The sequence below is a fragment of the Polyangium sorediatum genome (genome assembly GCF_029946465.1).
In the GTDB taxonomy this organism is placed as follows: domain Bacteria; phylum Myxococcota_A; class Polyangia; order Polyangiales; family Polyangiaceae; genus Polyangium; species Polyangium fumosum.
In genome coordinates, this window is the sequence record NZ_JARZHI010000012.1 from 90,361 (window position 1) to 108,481 (window position 18,121).

Annotated in this window: 15 protein-coding genes; 4 read left to right on the forward strand and 11 right to left on the reverse strand. The window is 69.9% G+C overall.

Annotated features, from left to right (window positions below):
* Positions 1 to 3: 3 nt before the first annotated feature.
* The 5 genes from QHF89_RS16445 to QHF89_RS16465 all read right to left on the reverse strand — a co-directional run bounded on the left by QHF89_RS16445 (position 4) and on the right by QHF89_RS16465 (position 6,495).
* Positions 4 to 405 carry a TfoX/Sxy family protein gene (locus tag QHF89_RS16445; protein ID WP_136969604.1) on the reverse strand — a complete coding sequence of 134 codons (402 nt, stop codon included), beginning with the start codon at positions 403 to 405 and terminating at the stop codon, positions 4 to 6.
* A gap of 61 nt (positions 406 to 466) precedes the next feature.
* A complete protein-coding gene (locus tag QHF89_RS16450) occupies positions 467 to 886 on the reverse strand; it encodes an STAS/SEC14 domain-containing protein (RefSeq protein WP_136969605.1) in 420 nt (139 codons plus the stop codon).
* A gap of 1,171 nt (positions 887 to 2,057) precedes the next feature.
* Positions 2,058 to 2,951: an isoaspartyl peptidase/L-asparaginase gene (locus QHF89_RS16455; RefSeq protein WP_136969606.1), complete on the reverse strand. Its 894-nt coding sequence runs from the start codon at positions 2,949 to 2,951 to the stop codon at positions 2,058 to 2,060.
* 2 nt (positions 2,952 to 2,953) lie between these two features.
* A complete protein-coding gene (gene cphA, locus QHF89_RS16460; RefSeq protein ID WP_136969607.1) occupies positions 2,954 to 5,623 on the reverse strand; it encodes a cyanophycin synthetase in 2,670 nt (889 codons plus the stop codon).
* The gene (locus QHF89_RS16465; RefSeq protein WP_136929929.1) at positions 5,620 to 6,495 is read right to left on the reverse strand and encodes a cyanophycinase; all 876 of its coding nucleotides are present in this window, start codon (positions 6,493 to 6,495) and stop codon (positions 5,620 to 5,622) included. The genes cphA and QHF89_RS16465 overlap by 4 nt, the downstream gene beginning before the upstream one ends.
* Positions 6,496 to 6,612: 117 nt before the next feature.
* Here QHF89_RS16465 and proS point away from each other — a divergent pair, with 117 nt between their 5' ends.
* A complete protein-coding gene (proS, locus tag QHF89_RS16470; RefSeq protein ID WP_136969608.1) occupies positions 6,613 to 8,175 on the forward strand; it encodes a proline--tRNA ligase in 1,563 nt (520 codons plus the stop codon).
* A 45-nt stretch (positions 8,176 to 8,220) separates the two neighbouring features.
* Positions 8,221 to 8,874, forward strand: a complete 654-nt coding sequence (locus QHF89_RS16475; RefSeq protein ID WP_136969609.1) for a hypothetical protein — start codon at positions 8,221 to 8,223, stop codon at positions 8,872 to 8,874.
* A 326-nt stretch (positions 8,875 to 9,200) separates the two neighbouring features.
* Here QHF89_RS16475 and lnt read toward each other — a convergent pair whose 3' ends face one another.
* On the reverse strand, positions 9,201 to 10,898 hold the full coding sequence (gene lnt, locus QHF89_RS16480; protein ID WP_136971969.1) for an apolipoprotein N-acyltransferase: 1,698 nt from the start codon (positions 10,896 to 10,898) through the stop codon (positions 9,201 to 9,203).
* A gap of 2 nt (positions 10,899 to 10,900) precedes the next feature.
* Positions 10,901 to 11,419, reverse strand: a complete 519-nt coding sequence (locus QHF89_RS16485; RefSeq protein WP_136971970.1) for a peptidylprolyl isomerase — start codon at positions 11,417 to 11,419, stop codon at positions 10,901 to 10,903.
* Positions 11,420 to 11,509: 90 nt separating this feature from the next.
* Between QHF89_RS16485 and QHF89_RS16490 the strand changes: the two genes are divergently transcribed.
* Together QHF89_RS16490 and QHF89_RS16495 are read left to right on the forward strand one after the other, a co-directional pair.
* Entirely contained in the window at positions 11,510 to 12,751 is a 1,242-nt protein-coding gene (locus QHF89_RS16490) for a hybrid sensor histidine kinase/response regulator (RefSeq protein ID WP_136971971.1), read from the forward strand.
* Entirely contained in the window at positions 12,748 to 13,917 is a 1,170-nt protein-coding gene (locus tag QHF89_RS16495; protein WP_136971972.1) for a cysteine desulfurase family protein, read from the forward strand. The genes QHF89_RS16490 and QHF89_RS16495 overlap by 4 nt, the downstream gene beginning before the upstream one ends.
* 332 nt (positions 13,918 to 14,249) lie before the next feature.
* Here QHF89_RS16495 and QHF89_RS16500 read toward each other — a convergent pair whose 3' ends face one another.
* From QHF89_RS16500 to QHF89_RS16515, 4 genes are all read right to left on the reverse strand, one after another.
* Positions 14,250 to 15,389: a hypothetical protein gene (locus QHF89_RS16500; RefSeq protein WP_136971973.1), complete on the reverse strand. Its 1,140-nt coding sequence runs from the start codon at positions 15,387 to 15,389 to the stop codon at positions 14,250 to 14,252.
* A 41-nt stretch (positions 15,390 to 15,430) separates the two neighbouring features.
* On the reverse strand, positions 15,431 to 16,156 hold the full coding sequence (gene rlmB, locus QHF89_RS16505; RefSeq protein WP_136934159.1) for a 23S rRNA (guanosine(2251)-2'-O)-methyltransferase RlmB: 726 nt from the start codon (positions 16,154 to 16,156) through the stop codon (positions 15,431 to 15,433).
* The gene (pyrF, locus tag QHF89_RS16510; RefSeq protein WP_425440844.1) at positions 16,153 to 16,875 is read right to left on the reverse strand and encodes an orotidine-5'-phosphate decarboxylase; all 723 of its coding nucleotides are present in this window, start codon (positions 16,873 to 16,875) and stop codon (positions 16,153 to 16,155) included. The genes rlmB and pyrF overlap by 4 nt, the downstream gene beginning before the upstream one ends.
* Before the next feature lie 154 nt (positions 16,876 to 17,029).
* Positions 17,030 to 17,782 carry a coiled-coil domain-containing protein gene (locus QHF89_RS16515; RefSeq protein ID WP_136934160.1) on the reverse strand — a complete coding sequence of 251 codons (753 nt, stop codon included), beginning with the start codon at positions 17,780 to 17,782 and terminating at the stop codon, positions 17,030 to 17,032.
* Between the last annotated feature and the right edge of the window lie 339 nt (positions 17,783 to 18,121).

An 18,121-nucleotide genomic window follows, 5' to 3' on the forward strand; every position in this document is an offset into this window, starting at 1 on the left:
GATTCAGGCCCGCGCCTTGGCCTTCTTCGCGGGCACCTTGGCCTTCTTCGCCGGAGCCTTCTTCGCAGGCGCCTTCGTCTTCTTCGCCGCCGCGACGGCGAGCGCCTTCGCGGCCCAGCGCACGAGTTCCTCGGGCGCGTCGAGCACGTCCCCGGGCACATCGTAATACCCCATCTCGTAGTCCGGTTTGTCCGGGTAGGGACGGAAGGGCCCGCGCCCCCGATCGGCGTAGTCGGACCGGTTCCGCTCGTCGACCTTGAAGTAAAGGGCGTCGTTATCGATGAGCGCGAAGCACAGTCCGTCGCGGTAGAGGCCGGCCCCGCCGAACATCCGCTTGGGGGTCACCGTTCCAAAAGGGCGGAGCTGTTCGAGAACATAGTCGAGATAATCGTTGGATACGGGCATGGCCCGCGCATCATCGCGAAGTTTGCGTGGATCTGCAACGCTGTCCAGCAGCGGCCCGAGGTCACGCCCGGCGCGTGCGGTCGGCTTCGAGGAACGCGCGCGCCTCAGCCTCGGTTTCGAAGAACACGAAACGCGTTTTACCGGGCCGAAGGACACGCATGGCGTGGTCGAGCATCGTGAGGAGCGTGCGGGCCTGGAACGAGGCGCCGTAGCTGACGACGGCAGCGAGCCGGTCGAGGGGCAGGCCCTTGATGAGGGCCTCGCGGGCCTCACGCGTGGGCATCCCGCCTCCCCGCGCGTCACGAAGGATGTAGATGCGCTCCGCCCGTGGGAAGGTGCCGAGCGCGTCGAGGAGCTCCTTCACGTGCTCGCGCGTGATGTCCCCATCGATGCGCGTATGCAGCACGTCGGGCGGCTCGATCCAGACGAGGTGCGGTCCGATGCTCCGCCGCTCGCTGGCGTCGTCGTCCGTGGACCCCATGTACAAGAACTATATCCGGGGTGGGAGAGCGTCGCTGCTGGAAGCAGGGTATCGACCCGCGGAGCCTGCGGGGTGGGCAGGTTGCGGGAGGCCGCAGGGCTGCCGTTAGGTCTGATGCACGGTATACGTGGCATTGGTCTCATCTGAGAAGCGCCGTGCCGGGGCGCTGCCCCGGACCCCGCGGGGGGCTGTCCGCCCCCTCGACCCCGGACCAGCGAGGCGCTGGACCCAGGGTTGAAAAACTGCGCGGTGCGCAGTTTTTCAAACAGGCCGACGAAGAGGCCGGGGTGCCAGCAGAAGCCGTAGCGCGGCTGTCTTGGTGGGGGAACGCCGCCGCCGGTCAAGATCAATGATGAGCCTGCCTACCAAAGGCCGCAGCGCGGACAGGTCGGCGCCCAACGCCTCGTCGCATGAGGTCGTGGCGTGACGCGATGGCCTCACGCTCCAAACAGCACGGCTCCGTTCCTCCACGTGATGGGGCCGTAGGTCTTCGGGCGATGAGCCCATGGTCTCCTGCATCGTGCCCATCTCTCGACGCCACGAGCCCGTCGCCCCTTCCATCGCGCCCGTTCCTCCAAGGCACGACCTCGTACCTCCGAAGGCTCGACGGCACGCCCCAGAGACACGTCCCCGTTCCTCCAAGGCACGACCTCGTACCTCCGAAGGCTCGACGGCACGCCCCAGAGACACGTCCCCGTTCCTCCAAGGCACGACCTCGTACCTCCGGAGACTCGACGGCACGCCGCAGAGACACGTCCTCGTTCCTCCAAGGCACGGCCTCGTACCTTCGGAGGCTCGACGTCGTCTCTCCGGACACATGTCCCCATCTCTCGCACACACGTCCCGTCGCCTTGGGACTCGGCCCCCAAGCTTGAAGACACGGCCTCATCGAGGAACTGCGCATCGCGCAGCTCATCGAACCGACGCCAGCGAACCCCCCGATGGTCTTGCCACCGGCCCGCTGGAAGGCCGCACGGCTGTCTCGGTTGGCAACGTCGCTGCCGGTCTTGACCGGGCCTGTTCGATGAACTGCGCATCGCGCAGTTCATCGAGCTAGGGTCCAGCCCCTGGCTGGTCCGGGTCCCGGGGCGGATAGCCCCGGGTGGGGCCTGGGGCAAAGCCCCAGCGCAGCGGCTTCACGATGAGACCAGTGCTCAGGGGGGCGCCTGGCTCATCCCACGAGCAGCGCGCTCGCCATGTTTCGATTCGAAGCAATCGCCTGCCCGTCGCGCGACGCCACGAGCAAGCCTACGTCCACGATCTCGGGGAACTTCGCAATGCCCCGCTGCGCCGCGCGCGCCGCAGGAATGCCTTCTTCGAGCCAGTCGTAGACCGTCTTCGACAGGAACCGCCGCACGATCTCCTCGCCCACGCCCGTCGCGGCCACCGCGCCTGCCGGGCCCGCGTAGACGCCGCAGCCCATGAGCGGCGAGTCGCCCACGCGGCCCTTCAGCATGTACACCGTCCCGCCCGTCGATGCCGTCGCCGCAAACCGGCCCTGGCTGTCCCGCACGACGGCGCCTACCGTGTCCTGGAAGGGCGCCTCGCCGCCGAAGTTCCAGAGCGACTTCCAATCGATCGTGAGCCACGGCGCCGCGTCCGCCGCGTAATCGCCGTCGCCTTGGCCCCGGAGCTCCGCCATCGCCCGCGCGTGCTTGGCCTGCGCCTTCTCCGTGAGCGGATCGTAATCCGGGAATCGATGCGCGCGGGCGAATTGCGTGGCGCCGTCCCCCACGACCAGCAAATGCGGCGTCTCCATCACCTTCGCCGCCACGAGGATCGGGTTCTTCACCCGCTGAATGCAGGCGACCGCGCCAAACCTCGCGTCGCTCGTCATCACGGACGCGTCCATTTCGATGGTTTTTCCATCGAAACGCAGATTCGAGCCCGTCCCCGCATTGAAGCGCGGGTCGTCCTCCAGCATCACCGTCGCCGCGAGCGCCGCTTCGAGCGCGTCGCCGCCGCGCTCCAGCACCGAGCGCGCCGACTCCGCGGCCTTCACGCAGCCGTCCGAATGGACGTGCGGCGAGGCCGCGCCCCCGTGCGTCAGAATGGCGTATTTCACGTTCAGGCCTCGTCCGGCAGGGCAGGCAGGTGCGACGTACGCTCCTTGCCCCAGTAGATGACCTGCTTCCAGCAGGCCGTGACGTCGTCCGCGAACAGGACCACGAGGTCGCCGGGCCGCGCCATCGCGAGCGCCGTGTCCACGGCCTCCTTCTCGTCGAGCCTCTTCAGGATCTGCTCCTCGGCCTTGCCCGCCTCCCGCGCGCCCTCCGCGAGCAGCGACGCGATCTCGCCGGGCTTGCGGCCCCTGCGCGACGCGTCCTCCTTCGCGATGACCACGTCGAACGCGCGCGCCGCCTCGCGGCCGATCGCGCGGATGTCGTCGTCGCGCCGATCGCCCGCGGCCATGAGCACGCCGATCGAGCGCTCGCGGCGCAGGCCGAGGACGAGCTCGGCCATCTTCGACATCGCCGCCGCGTTGTGGCCGTAGTCGACGATCACGCGGAACGGGTGCTCGTCGAAGACGTTGCAGCGGCCGGGCGCCTGGAAGAACGAGGTCGTGAACGTGCGCAGGCCCTGGCGGATGTGTTCGAGCGAGATGCCCATCGAGAAGGCGATCGCCGCCGCCGCGAGCGCGTTCTCGACGTTGAACTTCGCCTTGCCCTCGAACGTGGCGGGGACGAGGTGTGTCCACGTGACAGGGACGTGCCTGTCGCCGTCGTAGATCGTGATCATGTAGCCGTTGACGCCTTGTTCGAGCACCGCTGCGCGGCCGCCCGCGCGCACGTGCTTGCGGACGGTCTCGTTCGAAGGCGAGCGCGAGAACCACATGACGCGGCCGCCCGCCTTGTCCGCCATCTCGCGCACGAGCTCGTCGTCCGCGTTGAGCACGCTCGTGCCGCCGTCGCGCACGACCTCCACGACGAGCCGCTTCACGAACGCGAGGTCCTCGACCGTGTCGATGCCCGCGAGGCCGAGGTGATCGGCCGAGACGTTGAGCACCGCGCCGACGTCGCAGCGATCCCAGCCGAGCCCCTCGCGAAGAACACCGCCGCGCGCCGTCTCCAGGACCGCGGCCTCCACGGTCGGATCCGTGAGCACGACGCGCGCGCTCCACGGGCCCGTCATGTCGCCCTTCAGGATGCGCTCGCCGTCGATGTAGATGCCGTCCGTCGTGGTGAGGCCCGTGCGCTTGCCGCTCATCTTGAGGATGTGCGCGACCATGCGGCTCGTCGTGGTCTTGCCGTTCGTGCCGGTGATCGCCGCGAGCGGGATGCGCGCCGGTGCGCCGTTCGGGAAGAGCATCTCGAGCACGGGCGAAGCGACGTTGCGCGGCGTGCCGACGGTCGGCGAGACGTGCATGCGGAAGCCGGGCGCGGCGTTGATCTCGACGATGACGCCGCCGTGCTCGCGCACGCTCTTCGAGATGTCCGGGCAGATGAGATCGATGCCCGCGACGTCGAGGCCGACGACCTTCGCGGCGCGCACGCTGATGTCGATGTTGTCCGGGTGGATCACGTCGGTGCGATCGATCGCGGTGCCGCCCGTGGAGAGGTTGCCCGTCGAGCGCAGCGCGAAGACCTGGCCCGCGGGGAGCACGGTCTCCAGCGTGACGCCGGCCTGGCCCATGAGGCGGTTCGCCTGATCGTCGATCTCGATCCGCGTGAGGACTTTTTCGTGGCCAACGCCGCGGCGCGGGTCGGTGTTCACGACGTCGACGAGCTCCTTGATCGTGCTCTTGCCGTCGCCGACGACGTGGCCCGGCACGCGCTCGGAGACGGCGACGACCTCGCCGTTCACCACGAGCACGCGGTGGTCCTTGCCGGGCTGGAAGGTCTCGACGAGGACGTAGCTCGAAAGGTCGTAGGCCTTGGTGTACGCGTCGCGCACGGCCTCGGGCGTCGTGAGGTTCAACGCGACGCCGCGGCCGTGCGAGAGATCCATGGGCTTGACGACGACGGGGTAGCCGATGCGTTCGGCCGCCTCGACGGCTTCGTCTTCGGAGTAGACGCGCTCCTGCTGCGGCGCGGGCAGGCCCGCGCGTTCGAGCAGCGAGTTCGTGAGCTCCTTGTCCTGCGCGATCTCCACGGCGATGTGCCGCGTCTCGCTCGTGACCGTGGCCTGGATGCGCTTCTGGTGCGTGCCCCAGCCGAACTGCACGAGGCTGTGCTTGTTGAGGCGCATCGTCGGGATGCCGCGGCGCTTCGCCTCGTCGACGAGGCTGCGCGTCGACGGGCCGAGCGCCATGCGCTCCGCGAGCCGCGCGAGGTTCTCGATCTCGGCATTCAGGTCGGCGAGGGAGGGCAGGTGATCGGGGAAGTGCGCGGGCAGCAGCCCTTGCAAGTAACGCAGCGCGAGCTCGCCGGCGCGCCTGCCGACCGACTCCTCCTCGAAGCTGTAGACGACGTGGTAGACGCCCTCGCGGTGCGCGGTGCGCGTCTTGCCGTACGTGACGGGCGTGCCCGCGAGGCACTGGAGCTCGAGCGCGATGTGCTCGGTGATGTGCCCGAACCACGTGCCGTCCTGCAGCCTGCGGATGAAGCCGCCGGGCTCGCCGTAGGAGCAGCCGTGCTCGTGCAGCGTGGGCACGTCGGCGAGCAGCCGATCCACGAAGCCGGGGATCTTGTTGCTCGGGTACTGCTCGAGCTCCTCGAGGTCGAGGGTCAGGCGAATGACGGGGCGATATCCATACAGATTGGGGCCGCGGTAGACGCGTGTTTCGAGCAGTTTCACGTTGCCTCCTTGCTGCGGGATGGCCACGAGGGCTGACGACCATCGATGTCGTAGCCGCAACCCTGCGTGAGGACGTGGACAGACAACCCGAGCAGCGCCGCGGACGAGTTTCGCGGGACCTCGTGGATGTCGGTGTGCTGGATCTTGGAGCCGTCGATGATCGTGACCGTGCCACGGCCGATGACGTCCATCTTCTTGTCGGAGCGCAGGACGATCGCCGTGTCCTCGTCGATGCCGACGCCGATCAAGAAGGGGTTCATCGCGACGGCGGAGAAGAGCCGGCCGATGCGGTGGCGCTGCGCGAAGTGCTGGTCGATGACGAGCTTGCGCGTGAGGCCGAGGCCCGGCGCGAGCATGACGAGCTCGCGGCGCGGCGCGTAGCCCTTCTTGCCCTGCGCGATCATGTGGTCGCAGAGGACGCTCGCGCCCGCCGACGTGCCGGCGACGACGCAGCCACTCCGGTGCGCGCGGCGGATCGTACGAGCGAGCTCGGTGCCGCCGAGCATCGTCACGATGCGCCCTTGATCGCCGCCCGTGAAGAAGACCGCGGTCATCTCCTTGACGAGGGCGAGGATCCGCGGATCCTCGCCGTCACTGCGCGACTCGATCCGCACGACGTGCACGTCGGCGCCGAGCTCGCGGAAGATCGCCTCGTACGTCCCCGCGAGCTCGGTGGGGATGCTGGAGGCCGTGGGGAAGACGGCGATCCGGGCTTGTTTGGGGCCGCCGGCGTGACGGACGACTTCACGCAGGACATTCCGCGCGCCGACTTTGTCCTCCGCGCCGCCGATGGCGATGAGGGGTCCGCGCTGGAGATGGCCGTCTTTTCCGTGCGCGTCAGGCGCGCTCGCTTCGGGCTTGTCGTGGGCCAAGGCGCGCCACGGTTATCACGGTTCCCGTTTTTCGGAGAGGGGTTTGGGGGCGGCGCGTGTTCGCTTGTTCGCCCTCTCGCCGGAAAAGTGATAGAGGCGGCCGCGGAGGAACGCGCTGTGGCCAAGAATGACGCCCCGAAGACTGCCATCACCCCGACCCGCGCCGAGGACTACGCCGAGTGGTACCAGCAGGTCGTGCGTGCCGCCGATCTCGCCGAGAGCTCGCCGGTACGCGGCTGCATGGTGATCAAGCCGTGGGGCTACGCGCTGTGGGAGAACATCCAGCGCGAGCTCGACCGGATGTTCAAGGCCACGGGCCACAAGAACGCGTACTTCCCGCTCTTCATCCCGAAGTCGTTCCTCGAAAAAGAGGCCGAGCACGTCGAGGGGTTCGCCAAGGAGTGCGCGATCGTGACGCACCACCGCCTCGTCGCCGGGCCCGAGGGTGGGCTCGTGCCGGATCCCGAGGCGAAGCTCGAGGAGCCGCTCATCGTGCGGCCGACGTCGGAGACGATCATCGGCGCGGCGTTCGCGAGCTGGGTGCAGAGCTACCGGGATCTGCCGCTGCTCATCAACCAGTGGGCGAACGTGGTGCGCTGGGAGCTGCGGACGCGGCTCTTTTTGCGGACGACGGAGTTCCTCTGGCAAGAGGGGCACACGGCGCACGCGACCGAGGAGGAGGCGCGCGCCGAGACGATGCAGATGCTCGACGTGTACACGACGTTCGCCGAAGAGTTCATGGCGATGCCCGTGATCAAGGGGCCGAAGACGGCGAGCGAGCGGTTCCCCGGCGCGGTCGATACCTTCGCGATCGAGGCGATGATGCAGGACCGCAAGGCGCTGCAGGCCGGGACGTCGCACTTCCTCGGGCAGAACTTCGCCAAGGCGAGCGGGATCAAGTTCCAGACGGCGAAGGAGACGGAGGAGTACGCGTGGACGACGTCGTGGGGCGTGTCGACGCGGCTCATCGGCGGTCTGCTCATGACGCACGCGGATGACGACGGGCTCATCCTGCCGCCGCGGCTCGCGCCTGCACACGTGGTGATCCTGCCCGTGCTGCGCGGCGACGACACGAAGGCGAAGGTGATGGAGTACGTCGACGCGGTCGCAGCGGAGCTGCGGAGCACGAGCTACGGCGGGCGGCCGATCGAGGTCGAGGTCGACAAGCGCGACATCCGCGGCGGCGACAAGCAGTGGGAGTGGATCAAGAAGGGCGCGCCGATCCGCATCGAGATCGGGCCGCGCGACGTCGACGGCAACGTGGTGATGGTGGCGCGCCGGGATCGCGGGACGAAGGACAAGGCGACGCTCGGGCGCGCCGAGCTCGTGACGAAGATCCCCGAGATCCTCGCCGACATCCAGAGCGGCCTGCTCACGAAGGCGAAGCAGCACCGCGCCGCGAACACGAAGCGCATCGACGACATGAAGGACTTCGAGAAGTTCTTCACGGCGAAGAACGAGGACAAACCCGAGATCCACGGCGGGTTCGCGCTCGCGCACTGGTCGGGCGAGCCCGAGGTCGAGGCGCATCTCAAGGACAAGTTCAAGGTGACGATCCGCTGCATCCCGCTCTCGGGCATCGACGGCGTGGCCGACGCGAAGGACCTGCAGGAAGAGGGGCGCTGCATCGTCTCCGGCAAGCCGAGCCGGCAGCGGGTGGTGTTCGCGAAGTCGTACTGAGGTTGTCCGACGCGGCGGCGCGGGCCCCTGGTAGACTCGGGGGCCATGTCCCAACTCGATGACGTCGTGGAGCGTGTCCGGGTCGACGCGGACGCGATCTATGCGTTCGTGCTCTCCCGTCGTGGCGAGCTCGTCACGAAGGGAGGGCCGCGGGAGATCCCCGAGGGGGCGCGAAAGACGCTCTCCGCGGCCGCAGACGTCGTCGCAGGGACCGATCGGGTCGTGCTGGTCAAGCTCGCGCACGGAGAGCTCGTGTCGCGGGCCGGGACGCTCTCGCTCGACTGCCACGTCGGCGTCGCGGCAAACCGAGCCGTGCTTTGTCTGGTCGTCCGCGGCGGGACGGAGGCGCGGCGGGTGACGAACGCGCTGCGGATCGGCCTCCGCGCGATCGAGCCGATGATCAACCGCGCAGCCGAGAAGGTCGCGCGAAGCGGCGAGGCGACGCAGGTCACGTCGAGCCGCAAGTCGCGGCGCGGCCGGGACACGTCACCAGACATCAGCGTCGAGCCCGCGCGCAGGCTCGGATCCGAGACGCTGAACGCGATCGAGAAGGAAATTCAGTCCGGTCCACACGTCCCCACGCCGCACATCCCGCGCGAGGTGCTGCGGACGACGCTGCCGTACAGGAGCAGCTCGCCCACACCACCGCCGGAGCCAGCGTCTGCACCCGCGAAGCCGCAGCGCAAGCCGAAGGCATAGGCTCTCTTCGGGGACGTTGCGCCGGGGCGCTGCCCCGGACCCCGCGGGGGGCTGTCCGCCCCCTCGACCCCGGACCAGCCAGGGGCTGGACCCAGGGTTGAAAAACTGCGCTCCGCGCAGTTTTTCAAACAGGCCGACGAAGAAGCCAGGTCGACAGCAGAACCCGCAGCGCGGCTGTCTCGGTTGGCAACGCCGCGGCTGGTCTTGAGCGGGCCTGTTCGATGAACTGCGCATCGCGCAGTTCATCGACCCCGGGTCCAGCGCCTCGCTGGTCCGGGTCCAGGGGTGGACAACCCCTGGTCGGGGTCCGGGGTGAAACCCCGGCGCTATGCTGCCTTCGGCGCGCGCTTCGGCCGGCTCCAGATGCCCATGGCCACGATCGCTGCCGTCGCGAGGTACCACGGCACGTCGCCGATCGCGCCGTAGAGCGTCCAGGCCCGCATGAAGCGGCCTTCGCCGATGATCGTCTCCTCGCGGAAGGTGCCTCCGTGCGCGACCACGCGGCCTGTTGCGTCGACGATTGCGCTGACGCCGCTGTTCGTCGCGCGCACGAGGAAGCGCCGGTGCTCCACGGCGCGCAGCTTCGCCAGCGCGAGGTGGATCCACGGCTCTGTCGAGTCGCCGAACCACGCGTCGTTCGTGAGGTTCACGAGCAGGTCCGGATCGCCGTGCTTCACGAGCTTTTGCACGAATGAGGGCAGGATGTCCTCGTAGCAGATGAGCGCGCCGATCTTGTGCTCGCCCCAGGGCAACGCGTCGAGCGACGTGCCCGGCGTGAACTGGCCCGAGTTCGGCGACCACTTGTAGAGGACCGGGAACATGTCGCCGAAGGGCAGGTATTCGCCGAACGCGAGCAGGTACTGCTTGTCGTAGCGGCCGAGGATCTTGCCCTCGTCGCCGGCCATGAGCGCCGTGTTGAAGTACGTCATGCGCCCGCCTGGCGTGCTCGGCGGCGTGCGCAGCACCGAGCCTACGATCGTCGGGACGCCGAGCTGCTTCGTGAGGCTCTTCTGGACCTCGTCCTTGTAGCTCGCCTCGGTGACGACGCGCGGGGCGGGGACGGCGCCCTCGCTCCACACCACGAGGTCGACCTCCTTCGACTTCGCGAGCTCCTTCGTGCGGTTCACGTAGATCTGGTAGGCGTTCTTCCGATCGAAGAGGCCCATGTTCCCCTGCACGATGCCGATCCGCACCTTCTTCGCCTCGGCCATCGTCTGGCCGATCGTACGGACCCGGAGGAATCCGTAGCCGGCCGCGAGCAGCGGTACGGCGATGCCGATCGCGACGATGCGGCTATCGGCCTTCTCCTTCTTGCGCCAGGCGAGGACGATCTCGGCGAGGCCGAGGTTCGCGCAGACGAGCACGAGGCCGACGAGGATCGGGCCGCCGAGATCCGCGACCTGCATCAGCACGGGCGCGTTGTGCACCGAGGCGCCGTAGTACCAGGGGAAGAGCAGCGGGAAGACGAGCTCGCTCGCGGCGAAGGCGAGCGCGAAGACGAGCGGCGCGGGCCATCCGCGGGTCTCGGCGCGACCGTAGAGCCAGCCGGCGAGTGCGATGCGGCCGCCCTGGTAGGCGCAGAGGATCGCCATGAAGAGGATGCACAGCGGCACCGGGAAGCCGCTGAAGACCTTGAGCATCTCCAGGAGCCAGTAGAAGCCGGTCATCGTCATCGTGAAGCCGGCCGTCCATCCGAGGCCCGCGGCGCGGCGCACCGGCTGGCCGCGCATCGCCACGATGAGCGGCACGAGCGCGACGAGCGAGAGCGGCCAGATGTCGATGCCCGGGAAGCCGAGGAAGTAGAGCAAGCCGCTCAGCACCGCGAGCGCGTACGCCTGCTGCGCCGGCAGCACGCCGGTGGGGTTCCACGCCTTGGCCGCGTCCTTCGACGCCGCCTTGGCCTTGCCCTTCGCCTTCTTGGCCGCGCCTTTGGCTTCGCCTTCCGGCGCCTTTGCCTCGTCGGCTTCGGCGCCCTTCGCGACGTCCTCGGCGCTCGGGTCCTGCGTCGCCTCCCCTTCAGACATGGTCACCTGGTCCGCTTGATGATGTGGTAGCCCTGGGCCGTCTCGACGACGTCCGAGATCGTGCCGACCTCCATGGCGAAGGTCGCGTCCGCGAATGCCGGCGGCATCGCGTTGCGTTCGAAGTTGCCGATGGCGCCGTTCGCGGCCTTCGAGACCGTGTCGTCGGTGTACTTCGCGACGAGCTCCTCGAAGGTCTGCTTGCCGTCCTTCACCTGGGCGAGGACTTCCCCTGCGCGCTTTTTCGCCTCGTCCTTGGTGCGCGTCACCGTCTTCGGCGCGCGCTCGGCGCCCTTCCAGGCGATGAGGATGTGCGCGGCGCCGGCGATCTGTCGCTCCGCCGTGGGCGCGGGCGCGGGCGCCTCGGCGGCGGAGGCGAAGGGCGCGCTCGGCGCTGCGGCCGAGGGCACGGGGGGCGCGGCGCTCTCGGAGGGCGCTGCGCTCTGGCTCGAATCGGTGCCCGCGTTGCAGCAACCGGTGGCCACGAAGAGGAGCACGATGTTCGGGAGGAGACGCAGGCGCATGGCCGGCACGTATTGCCGACGTCCGGCCGGCCGTCAACCTGCGCGTTTGCAGCAAAAGGTGGCCGAGGTCGGGGTACGATGGCCCCAAGAATGCCCCGCATCCTTCACATCGAGGACGATCCCGCGAACCGCCTGCTCGTGCGCAAGCTTCTTCAGAAGGCAGGCCACGAGGTGATCGACGCTGCCGACGGGCTCGAGGGCGTCCGGCTGGCAGTGAGCGGCATGGCGCCCGACCTCATCTTGGTCGACCTCAACATCCCCGGGCTCGACGGGTTCGAGGTGACGTTGCGCCTGCGCGGCGAGCAGCAGCTCGCGGGCGTGCCCATCGTGGCCATCACGGCCGAGGGCGACCGCGAGACGAGCCTCGCCGTCGGCTGCGACGGCTTCCTGCAGAAGCCCATCGACGCCCGCTCGTTCGCGACCGTGATCGAGCGCTACATCCAGCAAGGCACGCGCGAGAACATGCCCGTCTCGGCCGGCGCGGTGCGCCTGCGCCAGCAGAGCCAGCGCATCGTGCAGCACCTCGAAGAGAAGGTCGCCGAGCTCAGCCGGGCCAACGCGCGGCTGCGTGAGGCGGACGCCGCGCGCACCGAGTTCTACCGGAACATCTCGCACGAGCTGGCGACGCCGATGACCCCGATCGTCGGCTACGTGAAGCTCTTGCTCGACGAGGAGCTCGGGCCGCTCACGCGGGCGCAGGGCAAGGCGCTGCGGGCGATGGATGACTGCGTCCGGCGGCTGCGATCGCTCATGGACAACCTGCTCGACGTGACGGGGCTCGAGACGGGGCGCATGCGCTTCATCCACGTCGACTACGACTTCCTCGACACGACACGCAGGGCCGTCGCGCAGGTCGCCGACAACCTCGCCGAGGCGCGGATCCACCTCGTCGAGAATCTTCCGCGCGGCCCGCTCCCCGGCTGGGGCGACGCGGGCCGGCTCCAGCGCGCGATGGTGCACTTGCTCGAGAACGCCGCGAAGTTCACGCCGTCCGGTGGCACCGTGGGCGTGCGTGTGGCGCGCCTCGCCTCGGGGCACTACGAGCTCTGCGTGGGCGACACCGGGCCGGGCATCCCGCCCGATCAGCAGCAGCGCATCTTCGATCCGTTCTACCAGGTCGACGGATCGGTCACGCGCGAGCACGGGGGCGTGGGCGTGGGGCTCGCGATCGCGAGGCGCACGGCGCGCGGGCTCGGCGGTGAGCTCAAGCTCGCTTCGCCCTGCAACGAGATCATCGAGGGCGTGCGGCTCGGCGGCGCGGCGTTTTTCCTGACGGTCGCGCAACGCGCGCCGGGTGAGCTGCCGTCGCCGGACGCGGAGAAGGAGCGGTGAGGATCGTCTACCTCGACTGGAACGCGACGACGCCGCCGCATCCGGACGTCGTCGCCGCGATGGTCGAGGCGGCGAGCTCGTCGTGGGGCAACCCGGCGAGCGTGCATGGGCCGGGGCGGCGAGCGCGATCGCGTGTCGAGGACGCGCGCGAGGCGGTTGCCGCGCTCGTGGGGTTCGATCCGCGGGACGTCGTGCTCACCTCGGGCGGGACCGAGGCGAACAACCTCGCGCTTCACCATGCGTTCGCCTCGGCGGGCGGCGCGCCTTCGCAGCCTGCGCTCGTCGTGGGCCGCATCGAGCACCCGAGCGTCGTTCGGTTCGCCGAACACCTTTCCGCGCGGGGGGTCCTCGTTGTGTGGGTGGATCCCGAGCCCTCGGGGCGGATCGCGCCCGAGGCCGTCGCTGAGGCCATGGATCGCGCGGCTGCGTCGGGAGCCTCCGTGCAGCTCGTCGCGCTTCAGGCCGTGAACCACGAGACGGGCGTGATCCAGCCCGTCGCGGCCGTCGCGGCGCTCTGCCGGTCGCGGGGGGCGCTCCTCCACGTCGACGCGGTGCAGGCCGTGGGCAAGCTGCCGCGCGCGACCCTCGAAGGCGCGGACCTCGTCAGCGTGGCCGCGCACAAGATCCGGGGGCCCAAGGGCATCGGCGCGCTGCTCACGGCGCCGTCGGTGCGGCTGTCGCGTCTCCTGTACGGCGGTTCGCAGGAACGCGGGCTCCGGCCGGGGACGCAGGATCCGGTCGCGGCCGCGGGGTTCGCCGTGGCGGCCGAGCGGGCGCGACACACCCCCGCCCGGTACGCCGAGCTCGCGCCGCTCCGGGATCGGCTCCAGGCCGAGCTCGTTCGGCTGGGCCACGAGGCCGGGGCCGAGCCGCTGCCCAACGGCGCGGCCGAGCGTGCGCCTCATGTGACGAACCTCTCCTTTCCGGGCTGGCGTGGGGAGGAGCTCTGCGCGGCGCTCGACCTCGAACGCGTGGCGGTCTCCAGCGGGTCGGCTTGCAGCGCGGGCACGGCTGAGCCCTCGCCGGTGCTCGCGGCGATGGTGGGCGAGGCGCGCGCGCTCGCGGCGGTGCGGCTCTCGCTCGGCGAAGAGACCACCGCGGACGACGTCGACGAGGCCCTCGCGCGGTTCGCCCGCGTCCTCGGACGCACCCGCCCCGCATCCTGAACGTTCGTCCTGCCGATCGGCTCACATGCACGCGCGACGTGAGGGTTCGTCCTCCCAAACCCGATGTGGGCGAACTCGCTTCGAGCCGGTTCCCGGGAGAACCGGATCGATATCGCGCGCTTGGCGACCGGCCGGCCTCCCTTCGTGTATCGCCTGAACTATCTCGGCGAAATGCGAGGAGTTTCTCCGGGCGTCATGTCCAAGTGCGCGAAATTGATCAACAATTCGGCGATCTTCTGGCGCGCGAGGGTCATTCGCTTGAAACGAACGAAGAAGCCCTTTCCCTGGCCGCTCGTTCAGGCAAATTCGGTGATGAAGTAGAGCCTTGAAGGCTACTTGTTAAGTGTTCGAAAGTAGTCGTTTATTTCCGAGCACGTGAACTGATACACACATCGCTCTGCGGCGGCGCCATAAGGGCCCACGCCCGGCGCGTCGACAGGCCCGTCCCCGCTCCGCCAGCCGTGGAGGCGGGCGGTGGGGTCGGCTCGGAGCGGCAGCGGCAAAAAGGGCCGGATCGTGTGCGCGGCCGCGATCGCCGTGGGCACGAGGACGGCGAGCAGCATGGCAAGTCGCGCGCGCGGGGCCAAATCCTTACCGGTCCGAGCACACGCGACCACGAGGATCAAAGCCGAAGGCGCATACCAGTTCGGCTCGGGGGGCACGGCCCGCGCGAGGGCCGAGGCGGCGACGAGGGCCGTGAGGAGCAGGACGACGGCCCGGTCGGCGGGCGGAGAGGTGCGGAGGGCGCGGGCGCCGTGGAAGAGGGTCCAAGGGGTCCAGAGCAGCGCCTGGGCGAGCGCGGCCGCGGCGAGGGCCCCGAGGGCGCCGAGGAGCGTGAACACGGGCGCCTGCTGGGCGTAGGCGTGCCGGAGCTGGAAGGCGAGGCTCGGGGCGAGCAGCGGGCCGGCGAGGGCGAGGGGAGCGAGGGCGAGGAGGCGCTCGCCGAGGCGGCGGCGCGTGGCCAGGACGACGATGAGCGGGAAGAGGGGAAGGACGACCACCTTGGCGAGGGCGCCCGCGGCCCCCACGAGCCCGAGGCCGAGCGCGACGGCGAGCCTTCGTGGGAGGGACGCGGCGGCGGCCTCGGGCGCGGGCTCAGCCCACAACAAGGCGAGCACGAGGGCGAGGAGGGCGGGGCCGTCCGGGGTGGCGACGAAGCCGCCCGCGACCGGGAGGAGCGCGAAGCTCGATAGGAGGGCCGCGAGGTTCTGCCCCGAGGCGTCCGCGCCGCGGCGACGCGCGAGGGCCACCGTGGCGATCGAGAGGGCGAGCGAACACACGAGCGGGACAAGCCGGACGCGGAGCTCGACGGGCAAGGCCGTGAGCCGATCGACGAAGCGGAGCAGGAGCGGGAGGAGAGGCGGGTGGTCGACGAGCGGAGGCAGGGCGCCCGGCGCGCGCGCCGCGGCGAGGTAGTACGCCTCGTCCGGGGAGAGATCCGTCCCGAAGGCAAGCGCGAACCGGAGCGGCACGGCGGCGAGGACGATCGCCGCCCAGGCCGCGCGTGGGGCTCTCAGGTGGGCACCTGCCGCTGGCGGAGCACCTCGTAGAGCGCGAGCGCGCCCGCGACCGAGGCGTTGAGGGATCCGATCGGCCCCGCCATCGGCAGGCGCGCGACGTGCTGGCAGGCGCGGAGCACAGCCTTGCGTGCGCCCTTGTCCTCGGCACCGATCACGATCGCCACCGGGCCGCGCAGATCGACCGCGCCGAGCGTCGTCGGCCCCTGCGCGTCGAGCGCGATCACGGTGACGCCACGATCCGCGAGGGATCGCAGCGCCTCCGGCAAGGACGAAACACGGCAGAGCGTGGCGTGCTCGATGGCGCCCGCGGACGCGCGGAACATGGCCGGCGAGAGCGGCGCGGAGCTGTGCTCGGGCCAGACGATCCCCGTCGCCCCGAGCGCGACGGCGCTGCGCACGATCGCCCCGAAGTTCTGCGGATCCATGATCCCGTCGAGCGCGACGACGATGGACGTCGGCTCGATCGCGAGCTGATCCACGCCGCGGATCCGGAGATCCGGCGCGACCGCGAGCACCCCCTGGTGCCTGCCGCCGCCGGTGCGACGGTCGAGCTCGACGCGGGGCGCGGTCTCGACACGGACGCCGCGGCCCTCGGCGAAGCGTCCAACCGCCTGGATCTTGGGGCTCCCGCCTTGCTCGACGACGACACGTTCGAGGGCGTCGCCGTGCACGCGCACGGCTTCGCGGACGGGCTGAAGGCCATAGACGAGTCGACTCATGCTCTCCTCGCAGCGAGCGCGCCTTCGATCTCCGCCACGACGGCGCGCGCCGCGTCGAGCGGGCTCGCCGCATCGCGGATCGGCCGCCCGACGACGAGCAAATCCGCCCCGCTCGTGATCGCCTGCGCCGGCGTCGTGATCCGCTTCTGATCCCCGGCCGCGCTGCCCGCCGGCCGGATGCCCGGCGTGACGAGCAGCGCCTCCGGCCCGAGCGCGCGCCGGAGGTTCGTCGCCTCCGACGCAGACGCGACGAACCCTCGCACCCCCGCGTCCCACGCGAGCTGCGCGACCCGCTCCGCTTGTTCCGCCGGGGACGCGGACAAACCGAGCGCCGCGAGGTCCTCCGCGTCGAGCGAGGTCAACACCGTGACCGCGAGGATCGTGAGCGGCGCGCTCGCACGCGCGGCCTCCTCGGCTGCACGTTCGAGCATCGCGCGGCCGCCGTGCGCGTGGACCGTCAGGTACCGGACCCCGAGCGACGCCGCGCTTTGCACCGCGCGGCCCACGGTCTCGGGGATGTCGTGGAGCTTCAGGTCGAGAAAAACGTCCCGGCCGAGATCGTGGCACGCCGCGATCGCCGCGGGTCCCTCCCGCACGAAGAGCTCGAGCCCCACCTTGAGCACGCCGACCGACGGAGCGACGACACGCGCGCCGGCCCGGGCTTCATCGAGCGAGCCGTAATCCAGCGGGAAGACGAGCCGCCTCGTCGCGTCGTTCATCGGAGATGGTTCGGGGTCATGGGGGGAGGGAGCCTCGGCGCCGGACGAGGTGTCCAGGGCCTTCTCGGGAGCCGTGCGCTTCATGCGTTTGCACCTTTGCGATGCAAACGGCGGCCCGCATCTGCGTTCGCGCGGGCCGCTCGCCTGGACGGGATCAGAGGCAGCTGCAGAGCGGATCGCCGGGCGCGCAGTTGCAGGGCTTGGCCGCGCCGCCGCCGCCCGCGGGCCGCGGACCACCGCCGCCGCCCTTCTTGGCCGCGTCCTGCTTCGCCTTCTCTTCGTCGAGCTGCTTCTGCAGGGCGAGGCGCGTCGCCTCGTCCTTCGCGCTCGTCAACTGGCTGAGAAGGCTGTCGACCTTCGCCTGCTGGTCTTTCGCCTGCTGCTCGGCCTTCTTGCGATCTTCCTCGGCCTGCCGCGCCTGATCGGCGAGAGCCTGGCGCTCTTGCTCGGCCTTCTGGCTCTGGTTGATGATGAGGCCGGTCGTGACGCCGCCGATGACGACGACCGCTGCGACCACGCCGTAGAGCGTCTTGCGCAGCTTCTTCTTCGACTCATCGTGCTGCAGCTCGGCGAGCTTGCGCTCGTGCTGCTGCTGCGCGTTCATCGCCTCGAGCCGCGCCCTCTGCTCGGCTTCGACGCGGGCCTTCTCGACCTCGGCCTGACGGATCGCTTCGAGGCGCGCGGCCTCTTCGCGGGCCTTGCGCTCTTCCAAGGCCCTGCGCTCGTCCTCGGCCCGGATGCGCGCTTCTTCTTCCTCGCGCTTCCGGCGCTCGTCGTCGAGCCGGGCTCGTTCTGCGGCGGCCGCAGCGGCGGCCTTCGCATCCTCCTCCTGCTTGATACGGTCCTCCTCGAGGTTCATGAGCTCCTTGAGGGAGAACAGGACCGAGCTTTCCTTCTGTTCGGACATGCGTCGTGGCTCCTTCGAAAGCAGCGCGCTCGCCGTTCGCCCCGGGGGAGGACCGCCGTGCTTCTGCAGCACGGCTGCGCCTTTCCGAGGACACCCGCCAAAGTGAGAGTACCGCGGCGCCTGTCGGTATCAACTCCCCAAGATGCCTGTCAATTGGGTGGAGTCGATTCTTTTCCCGAGGGCCCGCCCTGCCTCGGGATTTCGTCCCGGAAGACAGGTGAACTCCGTGCCAGAGCGCCCCAATCTGCGTTTTCCCGCTTGACGGCAGCGCCGTTTCCGGGATCAGCCGCGGCGCCGGGCCCAGGCGCACGCGAGCACCGGTTCGTCACTTGCTTCCCA

Excerpts from the sequence above, each read along its gene's own strand:
- QHF89_RS16450 (WP_136969605.1), bottom strand. The coding sequence starts at position 886 with ATGGGGTCCACGGACGACGACGCCAGCGAGCGGCGGAGCATCGGACCG.
- pyrF (WP_425440844.1), bottom strand. The coding sequence starts at position 16,875 with ATGAACGACGCGACGAGGCGGCTCGTCTTCCCGCTGGATTACGGCTCG.
- QHF89_RS16475 (WP_136969609.1), top strand. The coding sequence starts at position 8,221 with ATGTCCCAACTCGATGACGTCGTGGAGCGTGTCCGGGTCGACGCGGAC.
- lnt (WP_136971969.1), bottom strand. The coding sequence starts at position 10,898 with ATGTCTGAAGGGGAGGCGACGCAGGACCCGAGCGCCGAGGACGTCGCG.
- QHF89_RS16490 (WP_136971971.1), top strand. The coding sequence starts at position 11,510 with ATGCCCCGCATCCTTCACATCGAGGACGATCCCGCGAACCGCCTGCTC.
- QHF89_RS16515 (WP_136934160.1), bottom strand. The coding sequence starts at position 17,782 with ATGTCCGAACAGAAGGAAAGCTCGGTCCTGTTCTCCCTCAAGGAGCTC.
- rlmB (WP_136934159.1), bottom strand. The coding sequence starts at position 16,156 with ATGAGTCGACTCGTCTATGGCCTTCAGCCCGTCCGCGAAGCCGTGCGC.
- QHF89_RS16485 (WP_136971970.1), bottom strand. The coding sequence starts at position 11,419 with ATGCGCCTGCGTCTCCTCCCGAACATCGTGCTCCTCTTCGTGGCCACC.
- QHF89_RS16445 (WP_136969604.1), bottom strand. The coding sequence starts at position 405 with ATGCCCGTATCCAACGATTATCTCGACTATGTTCTCGAACAGCTCCGC.